Consider the following 16,742-nt stretch of genomic DNA (forward strand, 5'->3'; position numbering starts at 1 on the left):
GCAGACAACGCGCCGTGGAACGCTACGCCTGGCCCGCACTCACCGACCGCTACCTGGACCTCTTCCGCTCCCTGCCCCCCACACCGACCGGTCGCTGAGGTCGGCGACCGCGTCACGCAGGGCGTCGAGGGCGGGTTTAGCGCTTCCGTCGGCCCGTCGCAGACCGAAGAAGTTCTCGCTGTCGCTTCTGTCCGTGCCGAGATCGCGCTCGGCGTACCAGATCAGCGCGGCGACGTGCGGGGTGGCGGCAGCCGTGCGCACGACGTCCGTGGCGATCTGAGCCTGACGAGCCTCGGGCACGTGCGTGGTCTCCGGCCCGACGGTGCCCGGTCGGCCGTCCGAGGAGGTGCCGGGACCATTCGTCGGAGCGCCGAACTCGGTGATCCATACCGGCATGTTCGGTGTGCCGTTCGCGACGAGCACGCTCCTCAGGCTGTCCCGTCTGCCTTCGATCCGCTCCCACGGCGTACCCCAGTCGGTCACGGAACTGGCCAGGAACGGGTACGTGTACGGGTGGTAGCCGATGGCGTCCACGAGGTGGTTTCCGCCGCGCGCCGAAACACCCTGCAGGAATTCGGTCTGGGAAATGTCCCCGTTGCTCGTTCTTGTCGCCGCCAGCCCGCCCAGAATCACGTACGACTCCGGGTCGCTTTCCCGCAATGCATGGCTTGTCTCTCTCAGCAGCACCGTATAGGCGCCGATGTCAGGCGCGGGCGCCCATGAACGCGTGATATTCGGCTCGTTCCAGACTTCCCATGTGTGCACCCCGCGCGGGGCGTAGCGCTTCGCGGCCGCGCCGGCGAAAGCAGCGAATTCCGCAGGGTCGGCAGGCCGGCACTGCTTGCCGGCGCAGTCGGCGGGGCGCGCCCACGCCGGGGTGAATCCGAGAACGGGCAGGAGGGTCAGGCCTCGTTCCGCGACGGCGTCGACGACTCTGTCGAACGCCTCCCACCGGTATGTGTCCGGCCCGTCCGGTTGCACATTCGTCCACATCAGGTCCGCCCTCACCCACCGCGCACCCACCGCGACGGCGTCGTCGAGAGCAGCGCCGAGATCCCTGTCGGACATCCAGACCAGACGATCGCCGTAGGCGATCCCCACGCGCAGGTGCGCCTGAGCCGGAGGCGCGCATCCCATGGCCAGGAGCGCCATGGCGGTGAACGCGATCACCGCCATCAACCTGACCGACCGGCGACGTCGGTGGTTTCCTCCCATCCGACCATCGTAACTTGGCGACTCCGCCATGGCATTGTCGCAGCGAATTGCGGTGCCAGCGGATAATCTGCCCAACTTACAATTTCGCACGCGATGAAATTTCTTGGATCGATGACGATTGCACGATACATCGGGACCTTCCCGGTTCTTACCTGCGTCATATGACCGACGTGCCGAGGTCACAGGGCCGACGGAGTCTCCGCCCGCCGGGCCGTCAGCAGGAGCACCCCGGTGTCCCCGTACTCGGGCAGGGTGCGGTCCTTCGCCAGCCGGCTGATGCGCAGCTCCTCGCTCAGCGGCGCGAAGACGGAGCGGACCGCGCCCTCGTCCACCGGACAGGCCGGCCAGTCCGGCCCGTCGCCGATGCGGTAGCTGGGCATGCGTTCCATGAAGGCGGCCACGAGGTGGCCTCCCGGACGCACCGAGCGGACGAAGTCGGCACACAGGGCGGCGACCTCGTCGAAGTCCTCGGTGACGCTCTCGGCGACGAAGTTCATCGAGGCCAGGTCGTACGTCCCCGCGGAGACGTCGTCGGCGCCGCCGGGAACGATCCGCACCCGGGTCAGCGCCTCGGCGGGCGTCTCGGGGAGGGCCGGGTCCAGTTCGCGGCAGAGGGTGTAGAAGGCCTGCCAGCTGGTGTCGGGCCCCTGGGTCAGCTGCTCGCGGAGGTAGCCGACGTTGGCCGTGCTGGGTTCGAGGGCGTCGATACGCCGGCTCGCGGCGGCCGCCAGCATCAGTGGATACAGATTGGGCCCGGCGCCGAACTCCAGGGAGCACGCGATGCTTCCGGGCGCGAACTGCCGGTAGAAGGCCGAGTGGTGGTGGATGACGCCGATGTCGCACGGGTGCAGCTGTCGGTAGTTCTCCGCCAGGTAGTCGGCGACCGGCCAGGAGTCCCAGTCCGCGTCACGGTTGTGCCGGAGCGCCCGCGCCCGCGCCGACGCGCTCATCGGTAGTCCGTGGGCCGGCCGGCGGAGATGCCGGAGTGCGAGCTTCCGGGCACCCGCTGGAGAGCGAAGCGCCGCGAGAGGTCGGTCAGCGCCGCGTTGAGCTGGTCGATCTCCTCGTCGGTGTTGGCGGCGGTGATCTGGATGCGGAAGCCCACCCGGTCGCGCGGGACGAGGGGATAGCTGGCCAGCGTGACGTAGATGCCCCGGCCCCACAGGAACGAGGCGACGGCTTCGAGGTCCCGCGCCTCGGCCAGCGGGATCTCGATGATCGGGAGTCCGTCGGTGTTGGGGGTGGCGATGTTCAGCCCGCGTACGTGGCGCAGGACCCGTTCCGTCTTGCGGTGGAGGTCGGCGCGGATCGCGTCGCCGCGCTCCGCGTTGACGTCGAGGCCGGCGAGCGCCGTGGCGAGAGAGGCCGTCGGGGAGGGGCCGGAATAGAGGTAGGGGGCCGCCGCGACCTTGAGATGGTCCTTCAGCCACTTGGGCACGGCGAGGAAGGCGAGCAACGAGGAGTACGCCTTGGAGAAGCCTCCGACCAGCACCAGGCTCTCGTAGGACTCGCCGAGGTGGCGAACGATGCAGTTCCCCCGGGAGCCCCAGGGGGAGCTTTCACCGGGGTCGCGTTCGCCGATCACACCGAACCCGTGCGCGTCGTCCACGTACAGCAGCGCGCCGTTCTCGCGGCAGATCCTGGCGACCTCCCGGAGGTCCGGGAAGTTGCCGGTCATGCTGTTGACGCCGTCCATGCAGACCAGCTTGCTCACATCGCCGGGGACGGCCCGCAGTTGGATGTCCAGCTCCCAGGGGCTGTCGGCATGGAAGCGCTTCACCGTCGCGCCCTGGCCGCGGGCCACCACGCATCCGTCGTAGACGGTCCGGTGGGCCGTCGCCTCGACGAAGACCCGTCCGTTGCCCGCGAGGAGCGGGATCACCGACTGGTGGATCAGCGTGATGGTCGGCAGCAACAGGGTGTCCGGCGCGCCGAGCAGTTCGGTCAGCCGCTCCTCGATCCGGGGGTACAGCCGGGGGCTGCCGATCAGGCGGGACCAACTGGGGTGCGTGCCCCAGTTGCTGACCTGCGGGCCGATCGCGGCCATGATCTCCGGATCGAGGTCGAAGCCGAGGTAGTTGCAGGAGGCGAAGTCGACGAGCCACTCGTTCTCGACGCGCAGCTTGCGGCCGTCGATCTCGTCGATGACGGCGTCGCACATCGGGCTGGTCCGCTTCAGCCGTTCCAGGTCGCGCCACCGGCGATCGCGTGGGACCGGACCGTGACGCCCGCTCCCCGTCTGCTGGGTCCCCGCCGCCTGCGTCCCGGCCGCCCGTGCCCCCGCCGCCTCTGTCGCGGCCTGCTGCGGCCTCGCAGGCCGGTGGGCCGGGCCGGGTCGCTCGGCGACGACGCTCCCGGCCGACGCGGACGCGGGCCCGGGCGAGGAGCGGCGCAGGAACGACTCGGCCTGGTGCGCGGTCATGGGCCGGGCGAAGAGATAGCCCTGTCCGAACCGGCAGCCCATGTCGGCGAGGAGTTCGCGCTGCCTCTCGTGCTCGATGCCCTCCGCGACCACGTTCAGCCCGAGGACGTCGGCGATCCGGACGATGCCCTCGACGAGGGCCAGCTGCTGCCGGTCGGTGCCGATGTCGTCGATGAACGACTTGTCGACCTTGAGCACGTCGATGGGGAACTCCCGCAGATAGCTGAGCGAGGAGAACCCCGTGCCGAAGTCGTCGATCGCGATGGAGACTCCGAGGTCACGCAGCGCCCGCATGGTGGTGCGGATCTGCTCGTCCTTGCGCATCAGCACGGTCTCGGTGAGTTCCAGGACCAGGGTGCCGGGAGCGAGCCCGGAGGAACTCAGGGTGCGGCGCACGTCGTCGAGGAGGCCCGGGTCGCGGAACTGCCGGGGCGAGACGTTGACATTGACGTACAGCGGTGGCCGGCGTCCCGGGCGGGCCCGCTGCCAGCGGGCGACGTCGAGCGCGGCGTGTTCGAGCACCCAGGCGCCGAGGGGCATGATGTGCCCGCTCTCCTCGGCCAGGGTGATGAACTGGTCGGGCGGGACCATGCCGCGCCGCTCGTGCGGCCAGCGGATCAGGGCCTCGAAGCCGGCGACGCCCCCGTCGGCGACCTCGACTATCGGCTGGTAGCGCAGGGCGAAGGCGTGGTCGGCGATGGCCGCGTCCATGCCCTCCTGCAGTTCGTGGCGGGCGACGAGACGGGAGTGCAGTTCCGGCCGGAACCGCCGCCAGCGCTTCTTGCCCGCCGCCTTGGCGGCGTAGAGCGCGAGGTCGGCGTGGCCGAGGAGTTCCTCGGCATGGGCGCTGTCCAGGACCGTCGCGATGCCCACGCTCGTCGACACGGAGACGGCGCCGTCGGTGAGGTGGAAGGGCTGGCTCAGGGTGTGCACGATGTGCGCCGCCAGGGCTTCCGCGTCACCCGGTTCCTTCGCGCCCTCGATCAGCACGGCGAACTCGTCGCCACCCAGCCGGGCGGCGGTGTCGCTCAGCCGCAGTACGGAGGTGAGCCGGCGGGCCACGGCGACGAGCAGTTCGTCCCCGACCGAGTGCCCCATGGTGTCGTTGACGACCTTGAAGTCGTCGAGGTCGACGAAGAGCATGCAGGTCAGGGTGGACTCCCGGCGGCCGCGCAGCAGGGCCCGCTCGATCCGTTCGAGCAGCAGGACGCGGTTGGGGAGTCCGGTGAGCGAGTCGTGGAAGGCCCGGTGGGTGAGCTCGCGTTCGAGCTTCCGCTGCTCGGTCACATCGCGCAGGGTGAGCACGAGGCCGTGGACCGTCTGTTCGTTGCGGAGGTTGCTGCACTTGACTTCGACGTGCAGGTCGGTGGACTCGCCGCGGCGCAGCTTCCAGTCGTCCCGGGCGTCGATGTCGTCGCGGGAGCGGACGCCCGCGAGGATCCGCAGCGCGCTGGCGGCGTCGCCGGGCGCCAGCAGGTCGGTCAGCGGGGTCCCGGGCATCAGCGAGTGTCCGAACATCGACTCGGCCGAGGGGCTGGCATAGCGCACGGTGTCGTCGTCGTCGACGATCAGGATGACGTCCGAGGTGTTGTGCACCAGAGTGCGGAAGTACGCTTCGCTGGTTCGGCGGTTGACCTCCTCGCTGAGCCCGAAGCGCTCCAGGGCGAGGGCCGCCTGGGAGGCCAGGGACTGCGCGGGCCCGGAGATCTCGCGGAGCTTCTTCTCGGGAGCCGCGAGCAGCAGCACACCGAGCAGCGATTCGCCTGCGGCGGGCGCCTGCAGGGCCAGGGGGCACAGCAGCGCGTGCGAGAGCGGTCCGAGGGCGTGCGCGACGGTGGGATCGAGCTCGTAGGTGCGGACGAGCCGGCTGCCCTGGGCGAACAGTTCCGGCCACGGGGGGCTCCGGGAGCCGGAGAGTTCCGTACCCCGGAAGTTCCAGGGCAGGTGCCCGGTGGGGACGGCGTAGAGGAAGCGTCGGCGGTCGCGGGCGAGGAGCATCGTCTTGTGCGGCGTGCCCGGTCCGACGAGCGTGGCGGCCGCCACCTCCACGGCGCTGGCGACCTCCCGCGGACTCAGCGACGCCACCAGCGAGGCGGCGGCCACGCGCAGGCTGCGCTCTCGGGCCTCGGCGCTGCGGTGTTCGGCCATCATGCCCCACAGGCGTGCGAGCACCAGCAGGAACATGATCGCGGAGAAGACCGCGATGACGGCGATGTCCTGTTCGCGGTTGTCGCGCAAGGACTGGTAGAGCAGCAGGACGGGGGCGACGAGCGAGGCCGCCGCGAGCAGGGCCAGGCGCCGTTCGGCGATGACGGGCGGCGGTTGGGGCACGCGTTCGGTCAGCCCGGTCATGGAGGGGTGCAGGGCCGCGAGGCCCCAGGCGGTGAAGAAGACGACCCACCCGAGGTCCCAGCCCGTGCCGACCTGCCAGGTCCCCTGCAACTGGAGCGCTCCGTAGATGACGTCGGAGGCGAGGATCCCGCAGGTCCCCACCGTGAGCAGCTGCACGGCCCGGGACTTCAGCCCGCCTGGGACCAGGAGGCGGGCGAGCATCGCGAGCATCAGGACGTCGCCGAGGGGATAGGCGATCGAGATCGCCTTCTCGATCCACGTCATGTCGGGCGACTTGGCGAGCGGGGTGATCAGGTTCACCCAGGAGAGCAGGGCGAGCCCGGAGGTGAGGATCAGGGCGTCGAGGGCGACGGCGAGGTCGCGCCCGGCGTCGCGGTAGCGGATGAACCCGAAGAGCCCGATGGCGAACAGGGGATACGTGGCCAGGTACAGGGCGTCCGCGACGGAGGGGAACGGGTTGGTCTGCCCGAACAGGCTCTCCAGCAGGTTGTAGGCGGTGTCCCCGGCCACGAAGGTGAAGTTGGCGCCCGCGAGCACAAGCCAGGGCCAGCGTTTCGCCGGCTTGTGCAGATGGATCCCGACGAGAATCGCGACGACACCGCTGAGGCCGATCAGCGCCCAGAGGATGGTGTGCCTGGAGGGGATCGTGAGATAGCAGACCGTGAGCAGGGCCACGACGCCGAGATAGACCACGACCCAGCGGCGCAGTGTCCCGGACGTGAGCGCCCGGTACTCCTGTCGCAGCGGCATCGTCGACCGCCCCCTTGCCAGGTTGCGCCCGGTGGCGGAAACGGACCCTGTTGCTGTAATTCTCCGGGCATCGAGGGTCCGATGCATCTTGGGGAGACGGCTCAGGACGAGTCGCGCACGACCAGCTCCGTCGGCAGCACCCGGTGGTGCCGCTCCTCCGACGTCCCCGCGATCTCCTGCAGCAGCAGCCGGGCCATCGTGCGCCCCATCTCCTCGATCGGCTGGCGCACGCTGGTCAGCGGCGGGTCCATGTGGCGGGCCACCGGCGAGTCGTCGACGCCGACCAGGGCCACGTCCTGCGGGACCCGGCGCCCCGACTCACGCAGGACCGCGCGGGCGCCCGCCGCCATGACGTCGGAGGCGGCGAAGACGGCGTCGAGGTCGGGGCTGCGCTCCAGCAGCTCGTGCATGGCACGCCGTCCGCCGTCCTCGGTGAAGTCGCCGGTCGCCACGAGGGCTTCGTCGGGGGCGAGCCCGGCCTCCACCAGTCCCCGGTGGTAGCCGTCGAGGCGGCACCGTGCCACGTACATGTCGAGCGGGCCCGTGATGGTCGCGATGCGGCGGCGGCCGCCGTCGGCGAGGTGGGCGACGGCCGAGCGCCCGGCGCCGACGTTGTCGGAGTCGACGTACGCCACCGGCTCGGCCTCGGTACGGCGACCGTTCAGCACCGCCGGCAGCCCGAGCGCGCGCACCTGGTCCGGCAGCGGGTCGTCCGCGTGGACCGACACCAGCAGCACCCCGTCCACCCGCTGGGCCGCGAGGTACTGCTCGAAGCGCTGGCGCTCCTTCTCGCTGCGGATGAGCGTGAGCAGCAGTTGCTTGTCGGCGTCGGCGAGTTCGGCGCTGACACCGCGGATGATGTCGAGGAAGTACGGCTCGGCGAAGAGCCTGGCCTCGGTCTCGGGGATCACCAGCGCCACGGCGTCGGTGCGGCTGCCGGCCAGCGCCCGCGCGGCGCGGTTGGGTACGTAGCCGAGCTCGGCGACGGCCCGGTCGACGGCGGCCTTGGCGTGCTCGCTCACCCGCGGGGAGCCGTTGATCACCCGCGAGACCGTGCCCCGGCCGACGCCCGCCCTGGCCGCGACCTCCTCCAGGGTGGGCCTGCCGGTCTGGCGCCCGCTCACCACCATCTGCCGTCTCCCCTCGTGTCCCCTGCGTTTCCCGTGACCCTATCAAGGGTGGGAGCGCTCCCATAGCCCGTGTAACGGATCGCGGCCCACCTCTTGACACCCGTACGAGGCAGCCAGCAGTCTTCCGGCGAGACGCAGTGGGAGCGCTCCCACACGTGGCCCCACAGCCCACGCATCGCACCACCCGGACGAGGAGAGTCGTATGCGCACTTCCAGCACCAGACGCACCAGAGAGGGGCGTCGGCGCACCACCATGGCCGCGGTCGCGGGCCTCACGGCGTGCGCCGCCCTGATCACCGGCTGCGGCGACGGTGGATCCGACGAGGCCGGCGGCGACGGGAAGATCACCCTGCGCATCGGGACCTTCGGCTCCTTCGGTTACGACGACAAGACGGGCGCCAAGCTCTACGCCGAGTACGAGAAGGCGCACCCGAACATCAAGATCGTCGAGTCCAATGTCGCCGACGGCCAGAAGTACTGGGACACCCTCAAGCTGCGCCTCTCCCGCAACAGCGGTCTCGCCGACATCCAGGCCCTCGAAGTCGGCTACATCGCGGAGGCCACCGGGCCCGCCATGGCCGGCAAGTGGGTCGATCTGAGCAAGAGCGGCGGGGCCGACCTCGACGCGTTCCTCGACTGGAAGGTCAATCAGGCCACCACCTCCGACGGCAAGGTCATCGGCCTCGGTACCGACATCGGCCCGATGGCCATCTGCTACAACAAGGACCTGTTCGCCAAGGCCAAGCTTCCGACCGACCGGGCGGCGGTCGGCGCACTGTGGCAGGGCGACTGGGCCAAGTTCCTGGAGACGGGGAAGAACTACCAGAAGAACGCCCCGGCGGGAACGTCCTTCCACGACTCCGCGAGCGGTCTGTTCAACGCGGTCATCTCCAGCGAGCCGGTGCAGTACGCGAACACCAAGGGCGAGTTGGACTACGAGAACAGCCCCGGGGTGAAGAAGGCGTGGCAGACCGCCGTCGCCGCGGCGCAGAGCGGGATCACCGCCAAGCTCCGCCAGTTCGACGAGAAGGGCACCTGGAACGCCGCCTTCAAGAACTCCAAGTTCGCGACGGTCGCCTGCCCGAGCTGGATGACCGGCATCATCAAGGACCAGGCGGGCGCGGCCAACCAGGGCAAGTGGGACATCGCCGCACCTCCGGTCGCGGGCAACTGGGGCGGCGCGTTCCTCGGCGTCCCCAAGTCGGGGAAGCATGCCAAGGAGGCCGCGGAGCTGGCCGCCTGGCTGACCGCACCGGCGCAGCACGCCAAGGTCTTCGGCGTGAACGGCAACATCCCCTCGACCAAGCACACCCTGACCTCCGCGGTCGTGCAGGACGCCAAGCTGCCGTACTTCGGTGAGGCCCCGGTCGGGAAGATCTACTCCGAGGCCGCGGCCGGCATCACGCCCGCCCCGATCAGCCGCTGGGACGGCCAGGTGAAGACCTTCGTCACCGACAACGGCATCCTCGACATCGAGCAGCGCGGCACCGATCCCGCGAAGGCGTGGGACAACGTCAAGAAGCTCATCGAGGACAAGATCGAGCAGTAGCCGCGCCCACGGGCCGCCCGGCGCTCCCCCGCCGGGCGGCCGTCCGGAGCCCTCCGGTCCTCCTTCTCCTCCTCCGAACGCACCGCATGCGCACCGACACCGAAGGGACGCCCCTCGTGGCCACCTCCCTCCGGGCCGCGGCCGACAGCACTCCGCCGCCCGCCCCGCCCTCCTCCCCCACCCACCCGAGCGCCCCTCCTCCGAGAGGTTGGCGCAGCCGGATCTACCGGTGGGACCTGCGGCTCAGCCCGTACGCCTTCGTCTCCCCCTTCTTCCTCACCTTCGCGGCCTTCGGGCTCTTCCCGCTGCTGTACACGGGCTGGCTCTCGCTCCACCGGGTCGAGCTCGGCGGCACCGCGGAGTGGAAGGGGCTGGACAACTACGCCAACCTCGCGGACAGCGAGTTCTTCTGGAACGCGCTCGCCAACACCTTCACCATCGGGGTCATCTCGACCGTCCCCCAGCTGCTCATGGCCCTGGGCCTGGCGCATCTGCTCAACTACAAGCTGCGCGGCCGCGGTTTCTTCCGGGTCGCGGTGCTCGCCCCGTACGCCACCTCGATCGCGGCGGCGACGCTCGTCTTCGCCCAGCTCTTCAACACCGACTACGGTCTGATCAACACGGTGCTCGGCTGGGCCGGCTTCGACCCGGTGGACTGGGAGTCCTCCAAGTGGCCCTCCCAGGTGGCCATTTCGACGATCGTGATCTGGCGCTGGACCGGATACAACGCGCTGATCTACCTCGCCGCCATGCAGGCGGTGCCCCAGGACCTCTACGAGGCGGCGGCGCTCGACGGGGCCTCCCGGTGGCGGCAGTTCGTCAGCGTCACCATTCCGTCGATCCGCCCGACGATCCTGTTCACGATCATCGTGTCCACCATCGGTGCCACACAGCTCTTCGGCGAGCCGATGATCTTCGGCGGCAGTCTCGGCGTGAGCGGCGGCAGCGGCAACCAGTTCCAGACGCTGAGCCTGCTGATGTACGAGAAGGGCTGGGTGACCGGTGCCCTGGGCCAGGCGTCCGCCATCGCCTGGGTGATGCTCCTGCTCCTGCTGCTGATCGGGGCGGTCCGGACCCTCTTCGCCCGGGCGAACCGCAAGAATCCGGGGGTCTGACCTCATGACGCACACCACCCTCGACAGGAAGCGGCGCTTCGGGCGCCCGGCCGCCGGCCGCCAGCACCACGCCGGCCCGCTGACCTACGTCCTGCTGGGCCTGGCAGCCGTGGTATCTCTCTTCCCGCTGTACTGGAACCTCGTCGCCGCCTCCCACTCGGGCGAGCGCGTGGTCGAGGCTCCGGCGCCGCTGCTGCCAGGACCCCGCCTCTTCGACAACCTCGCCTTCGCCTGGAACCAGGTCGACATGGGCGAGGCCCTGATCAACACCACCGTCGTCGCGGGGCTCGTGGCGATGTCCACGGTCCTCTTCTCCACCCTGGCGGGCTTCGCCTTCGCCAAGCTGCCCTTCAGGGGCCGTGGCGCCATGCTCACCCTCGTGGTGGCGACGATGACGATCCCGCCGCAGCTCAGCGTGATCCCCCTGTACCGGATCATCACCGACCTGGGCTGGGTCGACCAGCTCCAGTCCGTCGTCCTGCCGTCCCTGGTCGCCGCGTTCGGCGTGTTCTTCATGCGGCAGTACCTGATCGAGGCGCTCCCGGTGGAGCTGGTCGAGGCGGCCCGCATGGACGGCGCCCACAGCCTGCGGATCATCTGGCACGTGGTGTTCCCGGTGGCCAGGCCCGCGATGGCGGTGCTCGGGATGCTCGTCTTCGTCCAGGCGTGGAACGACTTCTTCTGGCCGTTCATCGCGTTGACCCCGGACGGGAACCCGACGCTGCAGGTCGCCCTGGCCGGTCTCGGCGCGGGTGCCCACACCGTCGACCAGGCGGTCGTGCTGACCGGCGCGCTGATCTCCACCCTGCCGCTGCTGCTGGTCTTCGCCGTGCTCGGCAAGCACATCGTCGGCGGCATCACCTCGGGCGCGGTCAAGAGCTGACCGGGTCACCCCCCTCACCGGGCGCCCCCTTTTCCGTACGTACACTCCTCTCACTCGGGAGCACTTCCGCATGACCGCGACAGATCCCCGACCTCGCACCACGGTCCGCCGGTTTCCCGCCGGATTCCTGTGGGGCACCGCCACCGCCGCGTACCAGATCGAGGGCGCGGCGGCCGAGGACGGCCGTACCCCCTCGATCTGGGACACCTTCTCGCGCACCCCCGGCAAGGTCTTCGACGGCCACACCGGCGATGTGGCGGTCGACCACTACCACCGCTTCCGTGACGACGTACGGATGATGGCGGACCTGGGCCTGAGCGCCTACCGCTTCTCCGTGGCATGGCCGCGGGTGCAGCCGACCGGCCGCGGCCCGGCCGTCCAGAAGGGCCTGGACTTCTACCGCCGTCTCGTCGACGAGCTGCTCGGTGCCGGCATCGAGCCGGTCGTCACCCTCTACCACTGGGACCTCCCGCAGGAGCTCGAGTCGGCCGGCGGCTGGCCCGAGCGGGCCACCGCCGAGCGGTTCGGGGCGTACGCGGCGCTGGTCGGCGAGGCGCTGGGCGACCGCGTCACCCGCTGGACGACGCTCAACGAGCCCTGGTGCACCGCCTTCCTCGGCTACGGCTCAGGGGTCCACGCGCCCGGCCGCACCGACCCGGTGGCCGCGCTGCGCGCCGCCCATCACCTCAACCTGGCCCACGGCCTCGCCGCCCAGGCCCTGCACACGGCGCTGCCCGGCCGGGCCCGGCTCTCCATCAGCCTCAATCTGCACGAGATCCGACCGCTCACCCCCTCGGCCGAGGACCGGGAGGCGGCCCGCCGGATCGACGCGGTCGGCAACCGCGTCTTCCTGGGGCCGCTGCTCGACGGCGCGTACCCCGAGGACCTGCTCGCCGACACCGCGTCCCTCACCGACTGGGGATTCGTACGGGACGGCGACACGGCCACGATCCGGCAGCCGCTGGACTCGCTCGGCATCAACTACTACACGCCGACGGTCGTGTCGGCTGTCGCCGAGGGGGCGGAGAAGCCACAGGACGACGGGCACGGGGCGAGCGAGCACTCGCCCTGGCCGGGCGGCGACGACATCGCCTTCCACCGGGCGCCGGGCGAACGCACGGCGATGGGCTGGGCGGTGGATCCGAGCGGGCTGTACGACCTGCTGACGCGGGTCTCCGCGCGGTATCCGGACCTCCCGCTGCTCATCACCGAGAACGGCGCCGCGTACGAGGACGTGGTCGGGGCCGACGGCACGGTCCACGACCCCGACCGGATCACCTTCGTGCACGGCCATCTGGCGGCCGTGCACCGGGCGATCGCCGACGGGGCCGACGTCCGGGGCTACTTCCTCTGGTCGCTCATGGACAACTTCGAGTGGGCGTACGGCTACGCGAAGCGGTTCGGCGCGGTCCACGTCGACTACGACTCGCTCGCTCGCACCCCCAAGTCGAGTGCGCACTGGTACGCGCGGGTGGCCCGGTCGAACGAGCTGGCGGACCCGACGGAGGGGTGAGCCGGGCCCGCGCACCATGGCATAGCCGCTGGTCAGAGGGGTACGACATGCGTGCCGCACCCGCCCGGCGTAACGTCGCCGGTGGATCTCGGGTACCCCGACGGCACCGGGAGGCTGTGTGCGCGACTCCACGCACGACGACGACGCGGCCGCCCCGTCCCGCGGCCACCGGCGCATTCGCATCGCGGTGACGGCGGTCGGGGTGGTCCTCGTCGCCGCGGGTGGGCTGTACGCCGCGGGGCTCGTCGCCACCGGCGACGAGATATCCGAGGGCACGCGGGTCGACGGCGTGGACATCGGCGGTATGAGCCGCGGGGAGGCCCGGGCGAAGCTGACGTCCTCGCCCCCGGCTTCCTGGACCGCCCCCGTACCGGTACGGATCGGGGAGAGCACCGGCACCGTCGATCCGGCCGCGGCCGGTCTGAGCGTCGACGTCGAGAAGACCGTCGAGAAGGCCGCGGACCCCGCGCGCGACCCGGTGACGGTGATCGGGCGGCTGTTCTCCTCCCAGGAGCGGGAGATCGAACCGGTCGTCGCCTTCGACGAGGCCAAGGCGCGTACGGCGATGACGGAGACGGCCCGGACGTACGACCGCGCGACCGTCGAGGGCTCCGTCTCCTTCAAGGAGGGCCAGGCGGTCACCGTCCAGGCCCGGGACGGTCAGAGGCTGGACGTCGACGGCGCCGTCGACACCCTGCGCGACAACTATCCGGAGCCCGCGGCGGAGAACCCGGTGACCCTGCCGACCGCCGTGTCCCGGCCCAAGGTGAGCCAGACGGAGACGGCGCGCTTCCTCAACGAGTTCGGAACTCCCGCGATGTCGGGGCCCGTCACCCTCACCGCCGACGGCGAGAGCCTGCGGATCACTCCGACGACACTCGGCGCCCATCTGACGGTGAAGCCGGACGACAAGGGCAGGCTCGTGCCCACGCTCAACTCCCAGGCGCTGATCCGCGACCCGGCGGTGGCACGCCCGCTCGACGCGATCGCCACCGGACCGGTCGAGGCCACGCTGGGGGTGGAGGACGGCCGGGTGGTGGTGCTGTCGGACGGCCGAGCGGGCCACGAGGTGACGGCGAAGGCCCTGGGCGACGCGGTGATGCCGTTGCTGCCGAAGAAGGGCGAGGCTGCACGGACCGGGCCGGTGGCGACCCAGCTGATCCAGCCGGTCCTCACCCGGAAGTCGGTGGCGGAGATGGGGATCAAGGAGCAGATGTCGACCTTCACGGTCAACTTCCCCACCGCGCCCTACCGGACGACCAACATCGGCCGGGCGGTCGAGCTGATCAACGGCTCGCTGGTGAAGCCGGGTGAGGTCTGGAGCTTCAACAGGACCGTGGGCGAGCGGACCAAGGAGAACGGCTTCGTCGACGGCACGATGATCCTCGACGGGCAGTACCACTCGGCGCCGGGCGGCGGTGTCTCCGCCGTCGCCACCACGGTCTTCAACGCGATCTTCTTCGCCGGGGTCAAGCCGATCGAGTACGGGGCGCACTCCTTCTACATCGAGCGGTACCCGCCGGGCCGAGAGGCGACCGTGGCCTGGGGCACGCTGGACCTGAAGTTCCGGAACAACTCCGACGCGTCGATCTACATCCAGGCGAAGGCCACGGACTCCTCGGTGACCATCACCTTCCTGGGCACGAAGAAGTACGACGCGGTGGAGGCGGTGGAGGGCCCCCGCACCAACCTCACGGAGCCCGCCGAGCGGAAGGGCACCGGTCCCAAGTGCGAGCCTCAACCCCCTCTGGAGGGCTTCGACATCACCGTGGACCGGGTCTTCCGCGACGACGGGGCGGAGGTGGGCCGGGAGACCTTCCGCACCCACTACACGCCGCGCGACCGCGTCACCTGCGAATGACGTGATCAGGAGCGCACGAGTGGCGCCTCCGCCGCGAGCACCCGCAGCAGATGGGTGACCGCCTCCGCGACGGCCGTGCGCGCGGGGCCGAGGTAGCGGCGCGGGTCGACGGTCGTGCCGTTCTCCCCCAGGTGGGTCCGGACGGCCAGGGTGAACGCCTTGTTGAGATGCGTGGAGACGTTCACCTTCGTCATGCCGGCGCTGATGGCCCAGCTGAGGTCCACGTCGCCGACGCCGGACGAACCGTGCAGCACGAGGGGTACGCCCACGGCCTCGCGCAGCCGGGAGACGAGCGCGAAGTCGAGGACGGCGTCCCGGGTGAGCATCGCGTGGGAGCTGCCGACGGCCACGGCGAGCGCGTCGACGGCGGTGGCGGCGACGAACGCCCGCGCCTCGTCCGGGTCGGTGCGCACACCGGGGGCGTGGGCGCCGTCCTTGCCGCCGACCTCGCCCAGCTCGGCCTCCACCCAGACCTCGTGGCGATGGCAGTAGTCCGTCATCTCGCGGGTGGCGGCCACGTTCTCCTCGTACGGGAGGGTGGACGCGTCGAACATGACGGAGCCGAAGCCGAGGTCGACCGCCTCGCGCACGAGCTCGGGCGATTCGGCGTGGTCGAGGTGGACGGAGACCGGGACGGCGGCCCGGCGGGCGATGGCGAGGGCGGCGAGCCCGATCGGTTCCAGCGAGCCGTGGTAGCGCGCCGTGTTCTCGCTGATCTGGAGGATCACGGGGAGTCCCGCCGCCTCGGCCCCGGCCACGATGGCCTGCGCGTGCTCGATCTGGATCACGTTGAACGCCCCTGCGCCGGCGTTCCGTTCCCGCGCGCCGAGGACGATCTCGTCGGTGGTGGTCAGTGGCATCAGGCCCGCTCCGTCCCATCGGTGGTGAGGACGACGGACCGGGTGAGGTTGCGCGGCCGGTCCGGGTCCTGGCCCTGTACCTCGGCGAGCAGGACGGCGAGTCGCTGCGCCCGGATCAGGTCGGCCATCGGGTCGAGGTGGTCGTCGGCGTCGCCCGACTCGGCGACGAGGGTGCCGCCCACGCGGTCGACGTCGTCGGCGAGCCCGGTGGGGACGGGGCCGAAGGACCAGGCCACCCGACCGGGCGCGGTGATGCTGATGGGGCCGTGGCGGTACTCCATGGCGGGGTACGCCTCGGTCCAGGCGCCCGCGGCCTCGCGCATCTTCAGTCCGGCTTCGAGGGCGAGGCCGTAGGTCCAGCCGGTGCCGAGGAAGGTGTACTGCTCGGCGCCGGTGATCTCGGCGGCGAGGGGTTCGGCGACGGCCCGCTCGGCGTCCTTGGCCGCCCGCTCCACCGTCCGGACCCCGGCCGGCAGGGCGTCCTCGGCCTCCAGGTGGGCGCGGAGCAGGGCGAGGGCGGTGGTGGCGAAGCGGGTCTGCACCACCGACTCCTCGTCGGCGAAGTCGAGTACGGCCACGGCGTCGGCGGCCGCCATGACGGGGGTCTCGGGGTCCGCGGTGAGGGCGCCGGTGGCGACGCTGCCCTTGACGCGGTTCAGCAGGTCGAGGACCTCGGTCGTGGTGCCGGAGCGGGTGATCGCCAGGATCCGGTCGTAGCGGCGCCCGAGGGGGAACTCGGAGGCGGCGAAGGCGTCGGTCTCGCCGTGGCCCCCGCTCTCGCGGAGCTGGGCATAGGCCTGTGCGATGAACCAGGAGGTGCCGCAGCCGACCACCGCGACGCGTTCGCCGCGCACCGGGAGGGCGGCACGGTGCTGGGGAAGGGTCTCGGCGGCCTTGCGCCAGGACGCGGGCTGGGAGGCGATTTCGACGGCGGTGCGGGAGGGGGAGAGTCCCGAGGTGGGCACGTGCGGCTCCTTCACTGGCGTGTGATGCTCACTCTTGCTCGTAACACCATACTTTCAAGCAACTTCGAGCACCTGTTCTGTGCGAAGTATCCATCAGTCCAAGCCTCGGGTCCAGGGATCCCACGGC

11 protein-coding genes are annotated in these 16,742 nt (G+C 70.8%); 5 read left to right on the forward strand and 6 right to left on the reverse strand.

Translation table 11 applies throughout. The annotated features are described in order from the left end of the window. Positions 1 to 39 precede the first annotated feature (39 nt). From ACFQ7Q_RS30520 to ACFQ7Q_RS30535, 4 genes are all read right to left on the reverse strand, one after another. Positions 40 to 1,170, reverse strand: a complete 1,131-nt coding sequence (locus ACFQ7Q_RS30520; protein ID WP_383560694.1) for a cellulase family glycosylhydrolase — start codon at positions 1,168 to 1,170, stop codon at positions 40 to 42. A 224-nt stretch (positions 1,171 to 1,394) separates the two neighbouring features. Continuing rightward, a complete protein-coding gene (locus tag ACFQ7Q_RS30525; RefSeq protein WP_383560697.1) occupies positions 1,395 to 2,165 on the reverse strand; it encodes a class I SAM-dependent methyltransferase in 771 nt (256 codons plus the stop codon). Then, complete coding sequence (locus ACFQ7Q_RS30530) at positions 2,162 to 6,739, reverse strand: aminotransferase class I/II-fold pyridoxal phosphate-dependent enzyme (protein ID WP_383560699.1); 4,578 nt, start codon at positions 6,737 to 6,739, stop codon at positions 2,162 to 2,164. Before ACFQ7Q_RS30530 ends, ACFQ7Q_RS30525 begins: the two co-directional genes overlap by 4 nt. Positions 6,740 to 6,840: 101 nt before the next feature. Then, entirely contained in the window at positions 6,841 to 7,869 is a 1,029-nt protein-coding gene (locus ACFQ7Q_RS30535; RefSeq protein WP_383560702.1) for a LacI family DNA-binding transcriptional regulator, read from the reverse strand. A gap of 202 nt (positions 7,870 to 8,071) precedes the next feature. On the opposite strand from ACFQ7Q_RS30535, the gene ACFQ7Q_RS30540 reads away from it, so the two are divergent. From ACFQ7Q_RS30540 to ACFQ7Q_RS30560, 5 genes are all read left to right on the forward strand, one after another. Then, positions 8,072 to 9,418, forward strand: a complete 1,347-nt coding sequence (locus tag ACFQ7Q_RS30540; RefSeq protein WP_383560705.1) for an ABC transporter substrate-binding protein — start codon at positions 8,072 to 8,074, stop codon at positions 9,416 to 9,418. Between the two features lie 116 nt (positions 9,419 to 9,534). Next, on the forward strand, positions 9,535 to 10,533 hold the full coding sequence (locus ACFQ7Q_RS30545) for a carbohydrate ABC transporter permease (protein ID WP_383560707.1): 999 nt from the start codon (positions 9,535 to 9,537) through the stop codon (positions 10,531 to 10,533). A gap of 4 nt (positions 10,534 to 10,537) precedes the next feature. Further along, on the forward strand, positions 10,538 to 11,416 hold the full coding sequence (locus ACFQ7Q_RS30550; RefSeq protein WP_383560710.1) for a carbohydrate ABC transporter permease: 879 nt from the start codon (positions 10,538 to 10,540) through the stop codon (positions 11,414 to 11,416). Positions 11,417 to 11,486: 70 nt separating this feature from the next. Then, positions 11,487 to 12,929, forward strand: a complete 1,443-nt coding sequence (locus ACFQ7Q_RS30555; protein ID WP_383560713.1) for a GH1 family beta-glucosidase — start codon at positions 11,487 to 11,489, stop codon at positions 12,927 to 12,929. Positions 12,930 to 13,047: 118 nt separating this feature from the next. After that, on the forward strand, positions 13,048 to 14,790 hold the full coding sequence (locus tag ACFQ7Q_RS30560) for a VanW family protein (protein WP_383560715.1): 1,743 nt from the start codon (positions 13,048 to 13,050) through the stop codon (positions 14,788 to 14,790). A gap of 5 nt (positions 14,791 to 14,795) precedes the next feature. Here the strand turns inward: ACFQ7Q_RS30560 and ACFQ7Q_RS30565 are convergent, their stop codons facing one another. Both ACFQ7Q_RS30565 and ACFQ7Q_RS30570 read right to left on the reverse strand, forming a co-directional pair. Further along, entirely contained in the window at positions 14,796 to 15,650 is an 855-nt protein-coding gene (locus tag ACFQ7Q_RS30565; protein ID WP_383560717.1) for a ketose-bisphosphate aldolase, read from the reverse strand. Then, the gene (locus ACFQ7Q_RS30570; protein WP_383560720.1) at positions 15,650 to 16,615 is read right to left on the reverse strand and encodes an SIS domain-containing protein; all 966 of its coding nucleotides are present in this window, start codon (positions 16,613 to 16,615) and stop codon (positions 15,650 to 15,652) included. Before ACFQ7Q_RS30570 ends, ACFQ7Q_RS30565 begins: the two co-directional genes overlap by 1 nt. Positions 16,616 to 16,742: the final 127 nt, after the last annotated feature.

Source organism: Streptomyces sp. NPDC056527, from assembly GCF_042794475.1.
Taxonomy (GTDB): domain Bacteria; phylum Actinomycetota; class Actinomycetes; order Streptomycetales; family Streptomycetaceae; genus Streptomyces.